Raw genomic sequence first — 14,249 nt, 5'->3', positions numbered from 1 at the left:
CGCTCGCTCAGACCAGCTCGATGATGGCCATCTCGGCGTTGTCGCCCCGGCGGCGCACCGTGCGGATGATGCGGGTGTAGCCACCCTGGCGGTCGCCGTAGCGGTCCTGGGCCTTGTCGAACAGGGCGTGCACCAGCTGCTTGTCGTAGATGTAGCCGATGGCGCGGCGACGGGCGGCGAGGGTGCCGTCCTTGGCCAGGGTGATCATGCGCTCCGCTTCATCACGCAGGGCTTTGGCACGGGCCTTGGTGGTGGTGACGCGGCCTTCGCGGATGAGCTGGGTGGTCAGACCACGCAGCATGGCCTTGCGTTGGTCGGCGGGGCGTCCCAGCAGGGGGACTCGGCACTGGTGTCGCATGGTGGGGACGGGGCGGGTGGCGAAACGGGGAAGGGGAAACCGCCGATCAGCCGCTGGTGCGGCTCTGGGGCAGGGAGATGCCGATCCTCTCGAGGGCCTCGATCACCTCGTCGGCGGACTTGGAACCGAAGTTCTTGATCTCCAGCAGGTCTTCGTAGCTGAAGCCCATGAGGTCGGAGACGGAGTTGACCTGGGCGCGCTTGAGGCAGTTGTAGGCGCGCACCGAGAGGTTGAGCTCCTCCAGGGGAATCTGGGCCTCGGCCGAAGGCTCGGGTTCCAGGCCGGGCTCCTCGGTCATGGTGAGGGTGGCCAGGGGCTGGAACAGGCTGATCAGCTGGTTGGCGGCCTGGGCCATGGCGTCGTCGGGGGTGACGCTGCCGTTGGTCTCGATCTCGATGCGCAGGCGCTCGTGGGCCGAACCGCCCTCGCCGACCGCCGTCTCATCGACGGTGTAGTTGACCCGGCGGACGGGCATGAACACCGCATCGATCTGCAGCAGATCGATGGCGGAGGTGTCCTCGTTGTGGCGATCCACCGGCCGGTAGCCGACGCCGCGCTCGACGTGCACCTCCATCTCCAGGCTGTGGCCCTCGGCCACGGTGGCGATCTCCCGGTCGCCGTCGATCACCTGCACCTGGGGAGAGAACTGCAGATCCGAGGCGGTGACCCTGGCCGGGCCGTTGACCATCAGACGGCCGATCTCCAGGTCACGGCTGCGGCTGTTGACCGGCACCGACTTGCAGTTCAGCAGGATGTCAAGCACGTCCTCGCGCACCCCGGGCACGGTGGCGTACTCATGGTTCACGCCGGAGAGACGCACCGCCGTGATGGCGCTTCCCTCGAGACCACCGATCAGCACGCGCCGCAGGGCGTTGCCGAGGGTGGTCGCCTGACCCCGGTCCAGGGGGCCGATCAGGAAGACGCCCGTCTGGGAACGGTCGTCGGCGACCTGGTGCTCGACCCGATCGATCTGGTAGTGCAACACGGTCTGAGGAGGTGAAAAGGGAACGGTGGCCGCGATGGCGGCCCGGGGAAGGCGGGAGGGAGGCCGGAGAGTCTCCGGGGGCTCAGACCCGGCGGCGCTTGGCCCGGCGGCAGCCGTTGTGGGGCAGGGGGGTGACGTCGCGGATCAGGGTGATCTCGAGACCGGCCACCTGGAGGGCGCGGATGGCGGTTTCCCGGCCGGAGCCGGGGCCGCGCACCAGGACTTCGATCTGACGCATGCCCTGCTCAAGGGCGCGACGGGCGGCGGCCTCGGCGGCGGTCTGGGCGGCGAAGGGGGTGCCCTTGCGGGCTCCCTTGAAGCCGCTGGCGCCGGCCGACGACCAGCTCACCACCTCACCGGCGGTGTCGGTGATCGAGACGATCGTGTTGTTGAAGGTGCTCTGGATGTGCGCCACGCCGTTGGGGACGTTGCGCTTGGCCTTCTTGGGGCCGGTCTTCTTGGTGGGCTTGGCCATGGCGGTGACCCCGCGGTGGCGGGGAGGTGATCGGAGGACTGGGGAGAACCCCGGTGACGACCTCCGCAGGGGGAGGGCGGCGGGGCTGGGGCCGGGAGGCTGGGGGCTGCCGCGAAGAGCCCTGGGCCGCAGGGCGGTGCAGGCAGGGAAGGGAGGACGGGCCCGCAGGCCCGGAGCTCACTTCTTCTTGCCGGCGACGGTCTTGCGGGCGCCGCGACGGGTGCGGGCGTTGGTGCGGGTGCGCTGGCCGCGCACGGGCAGGCCCATGCGGTGGCGGCGACCCCGCAGGCAGCCGATGTCCTGGAGGCGTTTGAGGGCCATGCCCTCCTCCCGCCGCAGGTCGCCCTCGAGGACGAAGGAGTCGGCGGCGCCGCGCAGCTTCTGCACGTCGCCGTCGCTGAGGTCCTTCACCCGGATGTCGGGGTTGACCCCCGATTTGGCGAGAATCTTGCGGGCCCTGGTGAGCCCGATCCCGTACACGTAAGTGAGTGAGATCTCAACCCTCTTGTCACGAGGGATATCGACACCGGCGATCCGAGCCACGTCAGGAAACGATCAGAGGGCAAAGGGGGTGGCGGCCGACGGCGGCCGCCGTGAAGGCGTGAGGGATCAACCCTGACGCTGCTTGTGCTTCGGGTTGGTGCAGATCACCATGACCCGGCCGTGGCGACGGATCACCCGGCACTTGTCGCACATCTTCTTGACTGAGGCACGCACCTTCATGGGCGTTGTGCTCTCCGAATTTGCAAACAGCTACCTTATCACATCAGTCCGTCAAGCTGGCTACGATCCTGGCGGCGATCTCCTCCACCGTGCCGGAGGCCTCGACGCTGCAGAGCAGGCCGAGCTGGTGGTAGTGATCGATCAAGGGGGCGGTCTGCTCCTGGTACACCACCAGGCGGTTGCGGATCACCGCTTCGTTGTCGTCGGCCCGGCCCCGGGAGAGCAGGCGCTGGATCAGCACGCCGTCCTCCAGCTCCAGCAGCAGCACCCGCTCGATGCGCTGGTCGAGCTCCGCCAGCAGGCCATCGAGGGCCTCGGCCTGGGCGAGGTTGCGCGGGAAGCCGTCGAGGAGCCAGCCGCCCGTGTGCCCCTCCAGGCGGCTGCGCACGATCGCCAGCACCAGGGCATCGCTCACCAGCTCGCCGCGGGCCATCACCGCCTCCGCCTCCTGACCCAGGGCCGTGCCCGCCTTGACTTCCGCCCGCAGCAGTTCACCGGTGGAGAGATGCAGCAGCTGGTGGCGTTCGGCCAGGAGTTCGGCCTGGGTGCCCTTGCCGGCGCCGGGGGGACCGAGGAAGAGGAGTCGCTGTTTCATGGGTTGGGAAACGGGAGAAGGGGCCTACTGGCGGACCAGTCCTTCGTAGCGCTGGGAGATCACGTAGGTCTGGACCTGCTTGGCGGTGTCGATGGCCACGCCCACCAGGATCAGCAGGGAGGTGGCCCCGAGTCCCTGGAAGGTGCGCACCTGGGTGGCCCCTTCCACCGCCGAGGGGATGATGGCGATGGCCCCCAGGAACACGCCCCCCAGCAGGGTGAGCCGGTTGGACACCCCCGAGAGGTAGTCGGCGGTGGCCGATCCGGGCCTCACCCCGGGGATGGCGACGCCCGAGCGTTTCAGGTTGGTGGCGATGTCCACCGGGTTGACGGTGAGGGAGGCGTAGAAGAAGGCGAAGCCGCAGATCAGGGCGAAGTACACCAGGGCGTAGAGCCAGGGGGTACTGCTGGTGGGGTTGAGGTAGCCCGCCACCCGGATCAGCCAGGGGCTCTTGGTGAGGTTGGCGATCGTGAGGGGGAGGAACACCACCGCCGAGGCGAAGATGATCGGCATCACGCCGCCGGCGTTGAGCTTCAGCGGCAGGTAGCTCTGGCGGGAGGCCAGGGTGCTGGCGCCGCCCACCTGGCGCTTGGCGCTGACGATCGGGATGCGGCGGCTGCCCTCCTGCAGGAAGATGATGCTCACGATCGTCACCAGGAAGACCAGCACCAGCACCACGATGCCGCCCACCGTGGCGCGGTCGCCGCTCTGGGCCAGCTGGATGGTGGAGCCGAGGGCCTTGGGCAGGGTGGCGACGATGTTGATGAAGATCACCAGGGAGGCCCCCTGGCCGATGCCCCGCTCGGTGATCACCTCGCTGATCCACATCACCACCATCGATCCGGTCACCAGGGCCAGGCTCGTCTGGACGACGAACAGCCATTCCGGCAGGCCCGGCAGGGCGTACTGCCGCAGGATCAGGGCGAAGACGATGCTCTGCAGGATGCCCCAGCCCAGGGCCACGTAGCGGGTGATCTGGGCCAGCTTGCGGCGCCCGGCCTCCCCCTCGTTCTTCTGCAGCTCCTCGAGCTGGGGCAGGGCCGCCGTCATCAGCTGGATGATGATCGAGGCGTTGATGAAGGGCAGGATGCCCAGGGCGAACACGCCCAGGGTGGAGAGGCCGCCGCCGGTGAAGATGTCGAGGAAGCCGATCAGCTGGCCCCCCTGGCGGATGAAGTCCTGGAAGGCGACCCGGTCGATGCCGGGCACCGGGATGTAGATGCCGAGTCGCACCAGCAGCAGCAGGCCCAGGGTGGTGAGCACCCGATCCCGCAGGCCCTTCGACTGGACCAGCTGGACGAGGATTTCAGCGGCGCTCGGATTGCGCCCCCGGCTGAGGAGCATGGTGATATCGGGAGTGGGGGGAACGGGTCGCTACGACCGGAGCCGCCTGCCGCAGCACAAGGCTACGGGCAGGCGGCTCGCGGCTGGGGGCGGGGCAGGGCCCGGCCTCAGTCGATGATCTCGCAGGTGCCGCCGGCGGCTTCGATCTTGGCGCGGGCCGAGGCGGTGAAGGCGGCGGCCTGGACCGTCAGTTTCACGGTCAGTTCGCCGTTGCCGAGCACCTTCAGCGGGTAGCGGGGGCTGGTGACCAGACCCGCCTGCTCGAGGGACTCGAGGCTGACCGTGCTGCCGGCCTTCAGCTCACCCAGCCGCGACACGTTGATCACGGTGTAGTGGGTGGGGTTGATGACCGGGAAGTGCTTGAGCTTCGGGATCCGGCGGTAGAGGGGCATCTGGCCGCCCTCGAAGCCGGGGCGGGTGGGCCGGCCGGAGCGGGACTTCTGGCCGCGCATGCCGAAACCGCAGCTGGCGCCCTGGCCGGCGGCGATGCCGCGACCCTTGCGCAGCTTGCGCCGGCGGGAGCCCGTCTGGGGCTGGAGACTGTTGAGAGAGAAGGACGTCATGGCGGGCCTCAGGAGTAGATCTGCTCGAGGGAGATGCCCCGCTCCTTGGCGGTCTCCTTGTGGGTGCGCAGGCCTTCGAGGGCCTGCATGGCGGCGCGGGCGTTGTTCAGCGGGGTCTTGGAGCCCAGCCGTTTCGCCAGCACGTTCTTGATGCCGGCCAGTTCGAGCACGGTGCGGATCGAACCGCCCGCGATCACCCCGGTACCGGGGGCGGCCGGCCGGATCAGCACGCTGGCGGCGCCGTCGCGGCCGTTGCTGAGGGTGGGGATCGAGCTGGTGCGGGTGAGGGGCACCTTGACCAGATGCTTCTTGCCGTCGGCCACGCCCTTGCGGACGGCGCCGATGACATCGCCGGCCTTGCCGACGCCCACGCCAACCTGGCCCCGTTCGTTGCCGACGACGACGATGGCCCGGAAGCTCATCTTCTTGCCGCCCTTGACGGTCTTGGAGACGCGGCGGATCTGAACCACCCGCTCCTGCCACTCGGAGTCGCGTTCCTGGCCGCGGCGGTTGTCGCGGCCGCGGCCGCCGCCACCGCGGCGGTCACCCTTGGCATCGCCGCGGCCACCGCCGCCGCCGCCCCGGCGCTGCTCCTGCTGGCCTTCGGCAGCGGCGGGGACGTCGGAGGCCGCAGGCACGGCGCCGGTCTGGATCTGGTCGTTGGTTTCGGTCATGGTGAGAGCAGGGATCAGAACTGAAGGCCCGCTTCCCGGGCGGCGTCAGCAAGGGCCTTGACCCTGCCGTGGTACAGGTTGCCGCCGCGATCGAAGACCACCTGCTGGATGCCCTTGGCGAGGGCGCGCTGGGCGACGAGCTGGCCCACCGCGATGGACGCCTCGCAGTTGGCGCCCGCCGTGACGCTGGTGCGCAGGTCCTTGTCGAGGGTGGACGCGGCACAGAGGGTGTTCTGGGCGTCGTCGTCGATGACCTGGGCGTAGATGTGGTTGTTGGAGCGGAACACGGCCAGCCTGGGACGGTCGGCGGTGCCGGAGAGCAGACGACGCAGGCGGCGGTGACGCTTCTGGGTCTGCTGTTTGCGGGAGAGGGAAGACATGGGGGATCAGACGGATGACGCTCGAGCAGACCTCATTTCTTGCCGGTCTTGCCGGCCTTGCGCAGAATCCGCTCACCTTCGTACTTGATGCCCTTGCCCTTGTAGGGCTCGGGCGGACGGATGCCGCGGATCTTGGCCGCCTCGTTGCCCACCAGCTCCTTGTCGGGGCCGGTGACGAAGACCGAGGTGTTGTTCTCGACCGAGAAGGTGACCCCTTCGGGGGGAACCATCTCCACCGGGTGGCTGTAGCCGGCGCTGACCACCAGCTTGCGACCCTGGACCTGGGCGCGGTAGCCCACGCCGACGATCTCGAGCTTGCGGGTGAAGCCCTGGCTGACCCCTTCCACCATGTTGGCGACGAGGGTGCGGCTGAGGCCGTGGCGCTCCCGGGAGCGGCGGTGGCTGCTGGTGGGACTCACCACCACCGTGCCGCCTTCCTGGCTGACGCTGACGCCCTCCGGGAGAACGCGGCTGAGTTCCCCCTTGGGTCCCTTCACGGTGACCGCCAGGCCATCGAGGCTGACGGTGACCTTGTCGGGGATGGGGATCGGGGCTTTACCGATACGAGACATGGAACAACTCCTGGGATCAGTAGACGTAGCAGAGCACTTCGCCGCCGACGCCCTGCTTGCGGGCATCACGGTCGCTCATCACACCCCGGGAGGTGGAGATGATCGCCACGCCGAGGCCGCCCAGCACCTTGGGCAGCTGGCGGGTGTTCTTGTAGATGCGCAGGCCGGGCTTGCTCACCCGCTGCACGGAGCGGATGGTGGGCTGGCGGTGCTTGCCGCTGTACTTCAGCTCGAGCACCAGGTGGCGCTGCACACCTTCGCCTTCCTCGGCGATGGCGGCGATGAAGCCTTCCTGCTGCAGCACGTTGGCGATGCTGCGGGAGAGCCGGGAAGCGGGAATCCTGGTGCGCTCGTGGCGCTTCTCACTCGCATTGCGAAGGCGAGTGAGCATGTCTGAGATCGGGTCGTGGTTGGCCATGGTCGTGTCCGGGAGGGGGCTCAGGTATTGCGGAACGGCATTCCCATTTCGCGGAGGAGGGCCCGGCCCTCTTCGTCGTTACGGGCGTTGGTCACGATCGTGACGTCCATCCCCCGGATGGCATCGATCTTGTCGAAGGAGATCTCGGGGAAGATGATCTGCTCCCGGATCCCCAGGGTGTAGTTGCCCCGCCCGTCGAAGCTCTTCGGGCTCACACCGCGGAAGTCGCGGATGCGCGGCAGCGCCAGGTGGATGAGTCGCTCGAGGAAGGCATACATCCGCTCGCCCCGCAGGGTGACGGCCACGCCGATCGGCATGCCCTGGCGGATCTTGAAGCCGGCGATGGCCTTCTTGGCGCGGGTCACCACCACCTTCTGACCGGTGATGGTCGCCAGTTCGGTGATCGAGGCCTCGAGGGCCTTGGCGTTCTGGGCGGCTTCACCGAGGCCCCGGTTGACGGTGACCTTCACCACCTTGGGAACCTCGTGGACGTTGGAGAGGTTGAGATCCTTCAGCAGCTTGGGCTGGATCGTCTCCCGGTAGCGCTGTTTGAGTGACATGACGGGGGGATGGGGGGGCGCTTCTGGACGTGGTCAGAAGGCGGACGGGGGAGGGAGGCAGGGACGCGGAGCGTGGGGGACGTCGCGGGCCGGGATGGGGGGAGCGACGGGGAGGGGGGCGGTCAGTCGAGCACCTCCCCGGTCTTCTTGAGCCGGCGCTTCTTGCTGCCGTCCTCCTGGACGACGATCTCCACCCGGCTGGCGACCTTGTTGGCGGTGGAGTACAGCATCACGTTGGAGGCATGCAGGGACGCCTCTTCGGTGACGATGCGGCCGGTCTCGCCCTCCTGGGTGGGCTTGACGTGGCGGGTGCGCAGGTTGACGCCCTGCACCACGACACGGTTCTCGTTGGGCAGGGTGCGCAGCACCTCGCCGGTCTTGCCCTTGTCCTTGCCGGCGATCACCTGAACGGTGTCACCTTTGCGGATGCGCATCTTGATGCGCTGAACGGGCCGGGCCTTGGGGGTTGCGGTGGCCATCTCAGATCACCTCCGGAGCGAGGGACACGATCTTGGTGAAGTTGCGCTCGCGCAGCTCCCGGGCGACCGGGCCGAAGACGCGGGTGCCCTTGGGGTTGTTGTCGTTGCCCAGGATCACCGCGGCGTTGTCGTCGAAGCGGATCGCGTTGCCGGTGTCCCGGCGCAGCGTGGCCCGGGTGCGCACCACCACGGCCTTGACCACATCCGACTTCTTGACGCCCATGTTGGGCATGGCGTCCTTTACGGCGGCCACGATCACATCACCCACGTGGGCGTAGCGACGGTTGGTGCCGAGCACCCGGATGCACTGGATGCGCTTGGCGCCGCTGTTGTCAGCGACGTTGAGGAAGGTTTCCTGCTGAATCATGGGGAGTTCCTCAGCCGGCGCTGGTGGGGGAGAGAACCTCAGCGACGGCCCAACGTTTGGTGCGGCTGAGGGGGCGGGTCTCGGTGATCCGGACCCGGTCACCCACGCGGCAGCTGTTGGCTTCGTCGTGGGCTTTGTAGCGGGTGGTGCGGCGGACGGTCTTCTGATAGATGGGATGGGGGAAGCGGTTTTCCACCGCCACCACCACCGTTTTGTCCATCTTGTCGCTGACGACGGTGCCGACCCTTTCCTTGAGTGCCATGGGGATCGAGGGGGAATCAGGAGGCGACGGTGGAGCTTTGACGCTCCTGCTGCACCGTCAGCAGGTGGGCCAGCTTGATGCGGGCCTCCTTGAAGCGGTGCGGGTGCTCCAGACGGCGGGTGGCCTGCTGGAAGCGGAGGTCGAACAGTTCGCGACGGACGCCGTCGATCTGTTCGCCGATCTGGGCGTCGCTGAGCGAGCGCACGTCGGTGATGGTGGGACGGGCCATGGTCAGGACTCGACGGCGAGGGCGGGTTCGGGAGCGGCGGCCTCCTGATCGGCCAGGGCCAGGAACTTCGTCTTGACCGGCAGTTTGTACTGGGCCAGACGCATCGCTTCCTTGGCGATCTGGGGGGTGATCTCCGGGCCGCCCATCTCGAAGAGAATGCGGCCCGGCTTGATCACGGCCACCCAGAATTCCGGGTTGCCCTTACCGGAACCCATGCGGGTTTCGGCCGGCCGCATGGTGACGGGCTTGTCGGGGAAGATCCGGATCCAGATCTTCCCGCCCCGCTTGACGTAGCGGGTCATGGCACGGCGGCTGGCCTCGATCTGGCGGGAGGTGATCCACCCGCACTCCTGGGCCTGCAGGGCGAAATCGCCGAAGGCGATCGTGTTGCCGCGCGTGGCGATGCCGCGCATGCGGCCTCGCTGCTGCTTTCGGAACTTGACGCGTTTTGGACTCAGCATGGTTCAGGCCTCCTGATCACTCCTCGTTGGAGCGGTCTTCGAACTGTTGCGGCCGGCGGTTGGCGCGGCGTTTCGGTGCTCCACCCACGGGCAGCTGGTCCTGCTGACCGGGAAGCACCTCCCCTTTGAACACCCAGACCTTGATGCCCAGCACCCCGTACGTGGTGGTGGCCACCTTGGTGGCGTAGTCGATGTCGGCGCGGAGCGTGTGCAGGGGCACGCGACCCTCGCGGGTCCACTCCGTCCGGGCGATCTCGGCGCCGTTGAGGCGGCCGCTCACCTGGAGCTTGAGACCCAGCACCCCGGCCCGCTGGGCGCGCTGCACCGCCATGCGCATGACGCGCCGGAAGGCCACCCGCTTCTCCAGCTGCTGGGCGATGTACTCGGCCAGCAGGAAGGCGTCGGCGTCGACGCGCTCCACCTCGACCACGTTGATGCGCACCTGACGGTGGGCGTCGCCGAGGGTCTTCTGGATGCCGGTGCGCAGCTCCTCGATGCCGCTGCCCTGGCGGCCCACGAGAACGCCCGGACGGGCGGTCTTGAGTTCCACTTCGAGCTGGTCGGCCTTGCGGGCGATCAGCACGTCGCTGATGCCGGCGGCGGCGTACTTCTTGTTGATGAACGACCGGATCCGGTCGTCCTCCTGGAGGAGGACGGGGTAGGTCTTGCTTGGGGCGTACCAGCGGGAGCGGTGGTCCTGGGTGATCCCCAGGCGCAGGCCGGTTGGATGGATCTTGTGTCCCATCGGGCGGTGTCCTCGGGGGTCAGGCGGTGGGCGCTGCCACAGCAATGCTGATGTGGCAGGTTTGCTTTTTGATGGCGTAGGCGCGGCCCTGGGCCCGGGGCCGGAACCGCTTCAGGGAGGGTCCCATGTCGGCGCTGGCCTGGCTGATGACCAGGGTGGCCGGATCGAGGCCGAGGTTGTGCTCGGCATTGGCGACCGCGGAGCGGAGCACCTTGGTGATCGGGCCCGTGGAGCGGTAGGGCATGAACTCGAGCATGATCAGGGCGTCGCGGTAGGTGCGACCCCGGATCTGATCGAGAACCCGGCGCACCTTGGACACGGAACCTCGGATGAAGCGGCCGTGGGCCAGGGCCTGGGTGTCGGGTGTGGTGGTTGCCATCGGATCAGCGGCCTCCCTTCTTGTCTTTGATGTGACCGCGGAACGTGCGGGTGGGGGCGAATTCGCCCAGCTTGTGGCCCACCATCTGCTCCGTCACGTAGACGGGCACGTGGGCCTTGCCGTTGTGAACGGCAATGGTGTGGCCGATCATCATCGGCAGGATGGTGGAGGCCCGTGACCAGGTCTTGATCACGGTCTTGTCGTCGGCGGCGTTCTGCTTCTCCACCTTGCGAAGCAGGTGGTCGGCGACGAACGGGCCTTTCTTGAGTGAGCGTCCCATGGCGGATCAGGCGAACGGCAGAGCGGTGTGATTCATCAGGAGTCGCGTCCGCCACGGCTCCGTTTGGAGGTGCGGCGTCGTTTCCGCAGCACGAACCGGTTGCTCGGCTTGTTGCGCTTGCGGGTCTTGAGGCCCAGGGCGGGTTTGCCCCAGGGCGTGACCGGACCGGAACGGCCGATCGGTGCCCGGCCCTCACCACCACCGTGGGGGTGGTCGCAGGGGTTCATCACGCTGCCGCGCACTTCCGGACGGCGGCCCAGCCAGCGCTTGCGGCCGGCCTTGCCCAGGCTGGTGTTGCGCTGCTCGGCGTTGCCCACCTCACCGAGGGTGGCGTAGCACTCGCGGCGCACCAGCCGCACCTCGGTGGAGGGCAGCTTGAGGGCGACGTAGTCCCCTTCCTTGGCCACCACCTGGGCGCTGGCCCCGGCGGTGCGGACCATCTGACCGCCGCGGCCGGCGTAGAGCTCCACGTTGTGGACGCTGGAGCCCAGGGGGATGGCCGAGAGGGGCAGGGCGTTGCCGTTCTCGATCGGGGCGTCCGGGCCGGAGATGACGCTCTGGCCCACCGCCACGTTGGCGGGGGCGAGGATGTAGCGCTTCTCGCCGTCGGTGTAATAGAGCAGCGCCAGACGGGCGTTGCGGTGCGGGTCGTAGTGGATCGCGGCCACCTTGGCGCTCACCCCGTGCTTGTCGCGACGGAAGTCGACGATGCGGTAGAGGCGCTTGTGGCCACCGCCGCGGTGGCGGCAGGTGATCACGCCGCGGTTGTTGCGGCCCTTGTGGCGGTGCTTGGACACCACCAGGCCCCGTTCCCGGTTCTTGCCCGTGATGTCACTGAAATCAGTGACGACCAGCGTGCGGGTGCCGGGGGTGTTGGGCCTGTAGTTGCGGATTGCCATGACGTTTCAGACCCCTCAGGACTCAGGGAACAACTGGATGGCGTTGCCTTCGGCAAGGCGCACCACCGCTTTCTTCACCTGGGCGCGTTTGCCGGCGAAGCGCCCCACCCGACGGGTGCGGCGGGGGGGGTTCATGGTGCTGACGCCGACGACCTTGACATCGAACAGGTGTTCGACGGCCGCCTTGATGTCGGGCTTGGCGGCCCGATGGTCAACCTCGAAGGTGTACTGGTTGATCTCGATGGCGCGGGTGGCCTTCTCGGTGATCAGCGGGCGACGGATCACGTCCGCCAGCCGGCCTGCAAAACGCTCAGACATCGCCGTAGACCTCCTGAATCTTCGCCAGTGCCTCTTCGCTGAGCACCAGCTTGTTGGCATGGAGCAGATCGAACACGTTGAGCTGATCGGCGGCGATCAGCTTCACCTTCTCGAGGTTGCGAACCGAGCGGGAGACCACATCGGAAGGGCCGTCGAGGATCAGCAGCACCTTGGCGCCGGCGTCGATGCCGAAGCGGGCCAGGGCGGCGGTGATCTCCTTCGTCTTGGGGGTGTCGAGCCCCTCGGCGAAGCCCTTCACCACGGTGATGTCCGCGACGCGGCTCATCAGGGCGGTGCGCAGGGCCAGGCGGCGCTCCTTGCGGTTCATCGCCACCGCATAGCTGCGGGGCTTGGGTCCGAAGATCACGCCGCCGCCGGGACGCAGGGGGGTGCGGATGGAACCCTGGCGGGCCCGGCCGGTGCCCTTCTGCTTGTAGGGCTTGCGGCCGCCACCGGCCACTTCGGCCCGGGTGAGGGTGCTGGCGGTGCCCTGACGGGCATGGGCCAGCTGGCGGACCACGGCGCGGTGCAGCAGGCCGTTGGCGGATGCCTCCTTGGCGACCTTGAGGTCGAGGGGAGCCTTGCCGCTCTCCTTGCCTTGCCAGTCGCGGATCACACAGTCAGTCATGGGTGTTCTCCTCAGTTCGCTGCGGGGACGCCCACCCGCCGGGCCGGGCGGATGTCGAGCAGGGCGCCGGGCTTGCCGGGAACCGAGCCCTTGACCACGAGCAGATTGCGATCCGCATCCACCTTGAGGATGGTGAGGCCGCGGGTCGTGATCTGCTTGCCGCCGTAACGGCCGGCCATCCGCTTGCCGGGGTAGACCCGGCCGGGGGTGGTGCCGGCGCCGGTGGAACCCGGTTCGCGGTGGTTCTTGGAGCCGTGGCTCATCGGACCGCGGCTGAAGCCGTGGCGCTTCTGGTAGCCCGAGAAGCCGCGGCCGATCGTGTCGCCGCTGACGTCGACCTTCTGGCCGGGGGCGAAGTCACCGACGGTGACGGCGGCCCCGAGCTCGAGGCCGTCGATGGCCTCCAGCCGGTACTCCTTGAGGTGCCGCAGGGGCGCCTCGCCGGATTTGGCCAGGTGGCCCTTGGCGGGCTTGTTGACGAGCTTGTCGCGCGTCTCGCCGAAGCCGAGCTGCACCGCGGTGTAGCCGTCGGTGGCTTCGCTCTTGAGTTGGGTGATGCGGCAGGGACCCGCTTCGATCAGGGTGACCGGAATGGATTTGCCTTCTTCGTCGAAGAACTGGGACATACCCAGCTTCTTCCCGAGAATGCCGATGGACATGGGAGGGAGAACAACACCAGCTGGACAGCCGCGGCGTGCCGCCAGGGATGGGGACCGAGGCCCGACATCCGAGGGGGACCCGCTGGGCGGCGGGGGGGCTGAATTCGTGGAATCGCAGATCGACCCGAGGGTCTGGAGCTAGCGAGGCGAATCAGCGGGCTGGGACTTGCCGGGGGCGGTGAGGCTTCTGGCAGTATCCCGACGGTCACGGCAGCGACGGGCACTGCAGGAGTCGTACGGGCCGGGAAGGGTTCGTCACCACTGACGGACCCCGTACCGTTCTCTGGAGGCCCGGCTAGCGGACGGGCACAGATCTTCGGCACAAGAGACAACAGTACCCCATGGTGTGCACCACCACCCCTGGGACCCGCATCGGCTGCCAGACTCAGCCCCGATTCGCCTGCCGCTCCCGATGCCCCTGCTGATGACCGGCCGTGGTTTCCGCACCGAGCTGGAGCGCTGCGGTGCCCTTGCCCTGTTCGTTCCGCTGGAGGGCGGCGCCGAGACCCGGCTGCTGCGGCGGCTGCGGGCGGCCGGCTACCGGGCCCACCTCACCTCCGCCCGCGGGCTGGGGGATCCGGAGGCCTACCTGATGCAGCTGCACGGCATCCGGCCGCCCCACCTGGGCCACCACAGCGTCGGCCGGGCCGCCGCCGTGGGTGAGGTGCAGCGGGTCATGCCCCAGCTGGGCCCTGCCCTGGCCGGCGACGGGCCGGTGCTCCTCTGGCTGCTGGAGGGCCAGGTGCTCAGCAGCTCCGAGCTGGCTGCCCTCTGCGAGCTCTGCCGCCGCGAACCCCGCCTGAAGCTGGTGGTGGAGATGGGCGGCGCCCGGGCCCTGCGCTGGCAGCCCCTCGAGCAGCTCCTGCCCGCCTGAGCTGAGTCCACCCCATAGCCTG

26 protein-coding genes are annotated in these 14,249 nt (G+C 68.4%); 1 reads left to right on the top strand and 25 read right to left on the bottom strand.

Annotated features, from left to right (window positions below; translation table 11 throughout):
- Window positions 1–7: 7 nt before the first annotated feature.
- The 25 genes from rplQ to rplC all read right to left on the bottom strand — a co-directional run bounded on the left by rplQ (window position 8) and on the right by rplC (window position 13,353).
- Window positions 8–358: a 50S ribosomal protein L17 gene (gene rplQ, locus L107_RS15990; protein WP_015109423.1), complete on the bottom strand. Its 351-nt coding sequence runs from the start codon at window positions 356–358 to the stop codon at window positions 8–10.
- A 46-nt stretch (window positions 359–404) separates the two neighbouring features.
- Complete coding sequence (locus L107_RS15985) at window positions 405–1,343, bottom strand: DNA-directed RNA polymerase subunit alpha (protein WP_094586008.1); 939 nt, start codon at window positions 1,341–1,343, stop codon at window positions 405–407.
- 82 nt (window positions 1,344–1,425) lie between these two features.
- Entirely contained in the window at window positions 1,426–1,818 is a 393-nt protein-coding gene (gene rpsK / locus L107_RS15980) for a 30S ribosomal protein S11 (RefSeq protein ID WP_015109421.1), read from the bottom strand.
- A 177-nt stretch (window positions 1,819–1,995) separates the two neighbouring features.
- Complete coding sequence (gene rpsM / locus L107_RS15975) at window positions 1,996–2,361, bottom strand: 30S ribosomal protein S13 (RefSeq protein ID WP_015109420.1); 366 nt, start codon at window positions 2,359–2,361, stop codon at window positions 1,996–1,998.
- Window positions 2,362–2,427: 66 nt separating this feature from the next.
- Window positions 2,428–2,541, bottom strand: a complete 114-nt coding sequence (gene rpmJ / locus L107_RS15970) for a 50S ribosomal protein L36 (RefSeq protein WP_006173336.1) — start codon at window positions 2,539–2,541, stop codon at window positions 2,428–2,430.
- Window positions 2,542–2,584: 43 nt separating this feature from the next.
- Window positions 2,585–3,136, bottom strand: coding sequence for an adenylate kinase (locus tag L107_RS15965; protein ID WP_159820421.1), 552 nt, complete (start codon window positions 3,134–3,136; stop codon window positions 2,585–2,587).
- A 24-nt stretch (window positions 3,137–3,160) separates the two neighbouring features.
- Complete coding sequence (secY, locus tag L107_RS15960; RefSeq protein ID WP_015109418.1) at window positions 3,161–4,480, bottom strand: preprotein translocase subunit SecY; 1,320 nt, start codon at window positions 4,478–4,480, stop codon at window positions 3,161–3,163.
- Between the two features lie 107 nt (window positions 4,481–4,587).
- The gene (gene rplO, locus L107_RS15955; protein ID WP_106221665.1) at window positions 4,588–5,043 is read right to left on the bottom strand and encodes a 50S ribosomal protein L15; all 456 of its coding nucleotides are present in this window, start codon (window positions 5,041–5,043) and stop codon (window positions 4,588–4,590) included.
- A gap of 8 nt (window positions 5,044–5,051) precedes the next feature.
- Entirely contained in the window at window positions 5,052–5,717 is a 666-nt protein-coding gene (rpsE, locus tag L107_RS15950; RefSeq protein WP_015109416.1) for a 30S ribosomal protein S5, read from the bottom strand.
- A gap of 14 nt (window positions 5,718–5,731) precedes the next feature.
- A complete protein-coding gene (gene rplR, locus L107_RS15945; protein ID WP_106221667.1) occupies window positions 5,732–6,097 on the bottom strand; it encodes a 50S ribosomal protein L18 in 366 nt (121 codons plus the stop codon).
- A 32-nt stretch (window positions 6,098–6,129) separates the two neighbouring features.
- Entirely contained in the window at window positions 6,130–6,669 is a 540-nt protein-coding gene (rplF, locus tag L107_RS15940; protein WP_159820419.1) for a 50S ribosomal protein L6, read from the bottom strand.
- Between the two features lie 16 nt (window positions 6,670–6,685).
- A complete protein-coding gene (gene rpsH, locus L107_RS15935) occupies window positions 6,686–7,087 on the bottom strand; it encodes a 30S ribosomal protein S8 (protein WP_106221669.1) in 402 nt (133 codons plus the stop codon).
- A gap of 20 nt (window positions 7,088–7,107) precedes the next feature.
- Window positions 7,108–7,647: a 50S ribosomal protein L5 gene (gene rplE, locus L107_RS15930; protein ID WP_015109412.1), complete on the bottom strand. Its 540-nt coding sequence runs from the start codon at window positions 7,645–7,647 to the stop codon at window positions 7,108–7,110.
- Between the two features lie 122 nt (window positions 7,648–7,769).
- Complete coding sequence (gene rplX / locus L107_RS15925) at window positions 7,770–8,126, bottom strand: 50S ribosomal protein L24 (protein ID WP_106221671.1); 357 nt, start codon at window positions 8,124–8,126, stop codon at window positions 7,770–7,772.
- A gap of 1 nt (window position 8,127) precedes the next feature.
- Window positions 8,128–8,493, bottom strand: a complete 366-nt coding sequence (gene rplN, locus L107_RS15920; RefSeq protein WP_015109410.1) for a 50S ribosomal protein L14 — start codon at window positions 8,491–8,493, stop codon at window positions 8,128–8,130.
- Between the two features lie 10 nt (window positions 8,494–8,503).
- On the bottom strand, window positions 8,504–8,755 hold the full coding sequence (gene rpsQ, locus L107_RS15915) for a 30S ribosomal protein S17 (protein ID WP_094586018.1): 252 nt from the start codon (window positions 8,753–8,755) through the stop codon (window positions 8,504–8,506).
- Between the two features lie 16 nt (window positions 8,756–8,771).
- A complete protein-coding gene (gene rpmC / locus L107_RS15910; protein WP_159820417.1) occupies window positions 8,772–8,984 on the bottom strand; it encodes a 50S ribosomal protein L29 in 213 nt (70 codons plus the stop codon).
- 2 nt (window positions 8,985–8,986) lie between these two features.
- The gene (rplP, locus tag L107_RS15905; RefSeq protein ID WP_106221673.1) at window positions 8,987–9,445 is read right to left on the bottom strand and encodes a 50S ribosomal protein L16; all 459 of its coding nucleotides are present in this window, start codon (window positions 9,443–9,445) and stop codon (window positions 8,987–8,989) included.
- Between the two features lie 16 nt (window positions 9,446–9,461).
- Window positions 9,462–10,190 (bottom strand): 30S ribosomal protein S3, encoded by a 729-nt coding sequence (rpsC, locus tag L107_RS15900; RefSeq protein ID WP_015109406.1) that lies wholly within the window; start codon window positions 10,188–10,190, stop codon window positions 9,462–9,464.
- 19 nt (window positions 10,191–10,209) lie between these two features.
- Window positions 10,210–10,569: a 50S ribosomal protein L22 gene (gene rplV, locus L107_RS15895; RefSeq protein ID WP_015109405.1), complete on the bottom strand. Its 360-nt coding sequence runs from the start codon at window positions 10,567–10,569 to the stop codon at window positions 10,210–10,212.
- A 4-nt stretch (window positions 10,570–10,573) separates the two neighbouring features.
- Entirely contained in the window at window positions 10,574–10,849 is a 276-nt protein-coding gene (rpsS, locus tag L107_RS15890) for a 30S ribosomal protein S19 (protein ID WP_015109404.1), read from the bottom strand.
- 35 nt (window positions 10,850–10,884) lie between these two features.
- The gene (gene rplB, locus L107_RS15885) at window positions 10,885–11,748 is read right to left on the bottom strand and encodes a 50S ribosomal protein L2 (protein ID WP_094586022.1); all 864 of its coding nucleotides are present in this window, start codon (window positions 11,746–11,748) and stop codon (window positions 10,885–10,887) included.
- Between the two features lie 15 nt (window positions 11,749–11,763).
- Window positions 11,764–12,066, bottom strand: coding sequence for a 50S ribosomal protein L23 (locus tag L107_RS15880; protein WP_015109402.1), 303 nt, complete (start codon window positions 12,064–12,066; stop codon window positions 11,764–11,766).
- A complete protein-coding gene (gene rplD, locus L107_RS15875) occupies window positions 12,059–12,694 on the bottom strand; it encodes a 50S ribosomal protein L4 (RefSeq protein ID WP_159820415.1) in 636 nt (211 codons plus the stop codon). The genes L107_RS15880 and rplD overlap by 8 nt, the downstream gene beginning before the upstream one ends.
- An 11-nt stretch (window positions 12,695–12,705) precedes the next feature.
- Window positions 12,706–13,353, bottom strand: coding sequence for a 50S ribosomal protein L3 (rplC, locus tag L107_RS15870; protein WP_159820413.1), 648 nt, complete (start codon window positions 13,351–13,353; stop codon window positions 12,706–12,708).
- A 412-nt stretch (window positions 13,354–13,765) separates the two neighbouring features.
- Between rplC and L107_RS15865 the strand changes: the two genes are divergently transcribed.
- A complete protein-coding gene (locus tag L107_RS15865) occupies window positions 13,766–14,227 on the top strand; it encodes an NAD(P)H-quinone oxidoreductase subunit N (RefSeq protein WP_106221679.1) in 462 nt (153 codons plus the stop codon).
- Window positions 14,228–14,249 lie beyond the last annotated feature (22 nt).

This window comes from Cyanobium sp. Copco_Reservoir_LC18 (genome assembly GCF_009834675.1).
Lineage (GTDB): Bacteria > Cyanobacteriota > Cyanobacteriia > PCC-6307 > Cyanobiaceae > Cyanobium > Cyanobium minutissimum.
The sequence above is the reverse complement of the archived record's forward strand: the minus strand, read 5'-3'. Positions and strand labels throughout refer to the sequence as shown.

Bases quoted from the DNA above. Each gene is read 5' to 3' on its own strand.
- rplQ (WP_015109423.1), bottom strand. From the start codon at position 358: ATGCGACACCAGTGCCGAGTCCCCCTGCTGGGACGCCCCGCCGACCAA.
- rpsK (WP_015109421.1), bottom strand. From the start codon at position 1,818: ATGGCCAAGCCCACCAAGAAGACCGGCCCCAAGAAGGCCAAGCGCAAC.
- rpmJ (WP_006173336.1), bottom strand. From the start codon at position 2,541: ATGAAGGTGCGTGCCTCAGTCAAGAAGATGTGCGACAAGTGCCGGGTG.
- L107_RS15965 (WP_159820421.1), bottom strand. From the start codon at position 3,136: ATGAAACAGCGACTCCTCTTCCTCGGTCCCCCCGGCGCCGGCAAGGGC.
- secY (WP_015109418.1), bottom strand. From the start codon at position 4,480: ATGCTCCTCAGCCGGGGGCGCAATCCGAGCGCCGCTGAAATCCTCGTC.
- rplO (WP_106221665.1), bottom strand. From the start codon at position 5,043: ATGACGTCCTTCTCTCTCAACAGTCTCCAGCCCCAGACGGGCTCCCGC.
- rpsE (WP_015109416.1), bottom strand. From the start codon at position 5,717: ATGACCGAAACCAACGACCAGATCCAGACCGGCGCCGTGCCTGCGGCC.
- rplR (WP_106221667.1), bottom strand. From the start codon at position 6,097: ATGTCTTCCCTCTCCCGCAAACAGCAGACCCAGAAGCGTCACCGCCGC.
- rplF (WP_159820419.1), bottom strand. From the start codon at position 6,669: ATGTCTCGTATCGGTAAAGCCCCGATCCCCATCCCCGACAAGGTCACC.
- rpsH (WP_106221669.1), bottom strand. From the start codon at position 7,087: ATGGCCAACCACGACCCGATCTCAGACATGCTCACTCGCCTTCGCAAT.
- rplE (WP_015109412.1), bottom strand. From the start codon at position 7,647: ATGTCACTCAAACAGCGCTACCGGGAGACGATCCAGCCCAAGCTGCTG.
- rplX (WP_106221671.1), bottom strand. From the start codon at position 8,126: ATGGCCACCGCAACCCCCAAGGCCCGGCCCGTTCAGCGCATCAAGATG.
- rplN (WP_015109410.1), bottom strand. From the start codon at position 8,493: ATGATTCAGCAGGAAACCTTCCTCAACGTCGCTGACAACAGCGGCGCC.
- rpsQ (WP_094586018.1), bottom strand. From the start codon at position 8,755: ATGGCACTCAAGGAAAGGGTCGGCACCGTCGTCAGCGACAAGATGGAC.
- rpmC (WP_159820417.1), bottom strand. From the start codon at position 8,984: ATGGCCCGTCCCACCATCACCGACGTGCGCTCGCTCAGCGACGCCCAG.
- rplP (WP_106221673.1), bottom strand. From the start codon at position 9,445: ATGCTGAGTCCAAAACGCGTCAAGTTCCGAAAGCAGCAGCGAGGCCGC.
- rpsC (WP_015109406.1), bottom strand. From the start codon at position 10,190: ATGGGACACAAGATCCATCCAACCGGCCTGCGCCTGGGGATCACCCAG.
- rplV (WP_015109405.1), bottom strand. From the start codon at position 10,569: ATGGCAACCACCACACCCGACACCCAGGCCCTGGCCCACGGCCGCTTC.
- rpsS (WP_015109404.1), bottom strand. From the start codon at position 10,849: ATGGGACGCTCACTCAAGAAAGGCCCGTTCGTCGCCGACCACCTGCTT.
- rplB (WP_094586022.1), bottom strand. From the start codon at position 11,748: ATGGCAATCCGCAACTACAGGCCCAACACCCCCGGCACCCGCACGCTG.
- L107_RS15880 (WP_015109402.1), bottom strand. From the start codon at position 12,066: ATGTCTGAGCGTTTTGCAGGCCGGCTGGCGGACGTGATCCGTCGCCCG.
- rplD (WP_159820415.1), bottom strand. From the start codon at position 12,694: ATGACTGACTGTGTGATCCGCGACTGGCAAGGCAAGGAGAGCGGCAAG.
- rplC (WP_159820413.1), bottom strand. From the start codon at position 13,353: ATGTCCATCGGCATTCTCGGGAAGAAGCTGGGTATGTCCCAGTTCTTC.
- L107_RS15865 (WP_106221679.1), top strand. From the start codon at position 13,766: ATGCCCCTGCTGATGACCGGCCGTGGTTTCCGCACCGAGCTGGAGCGC.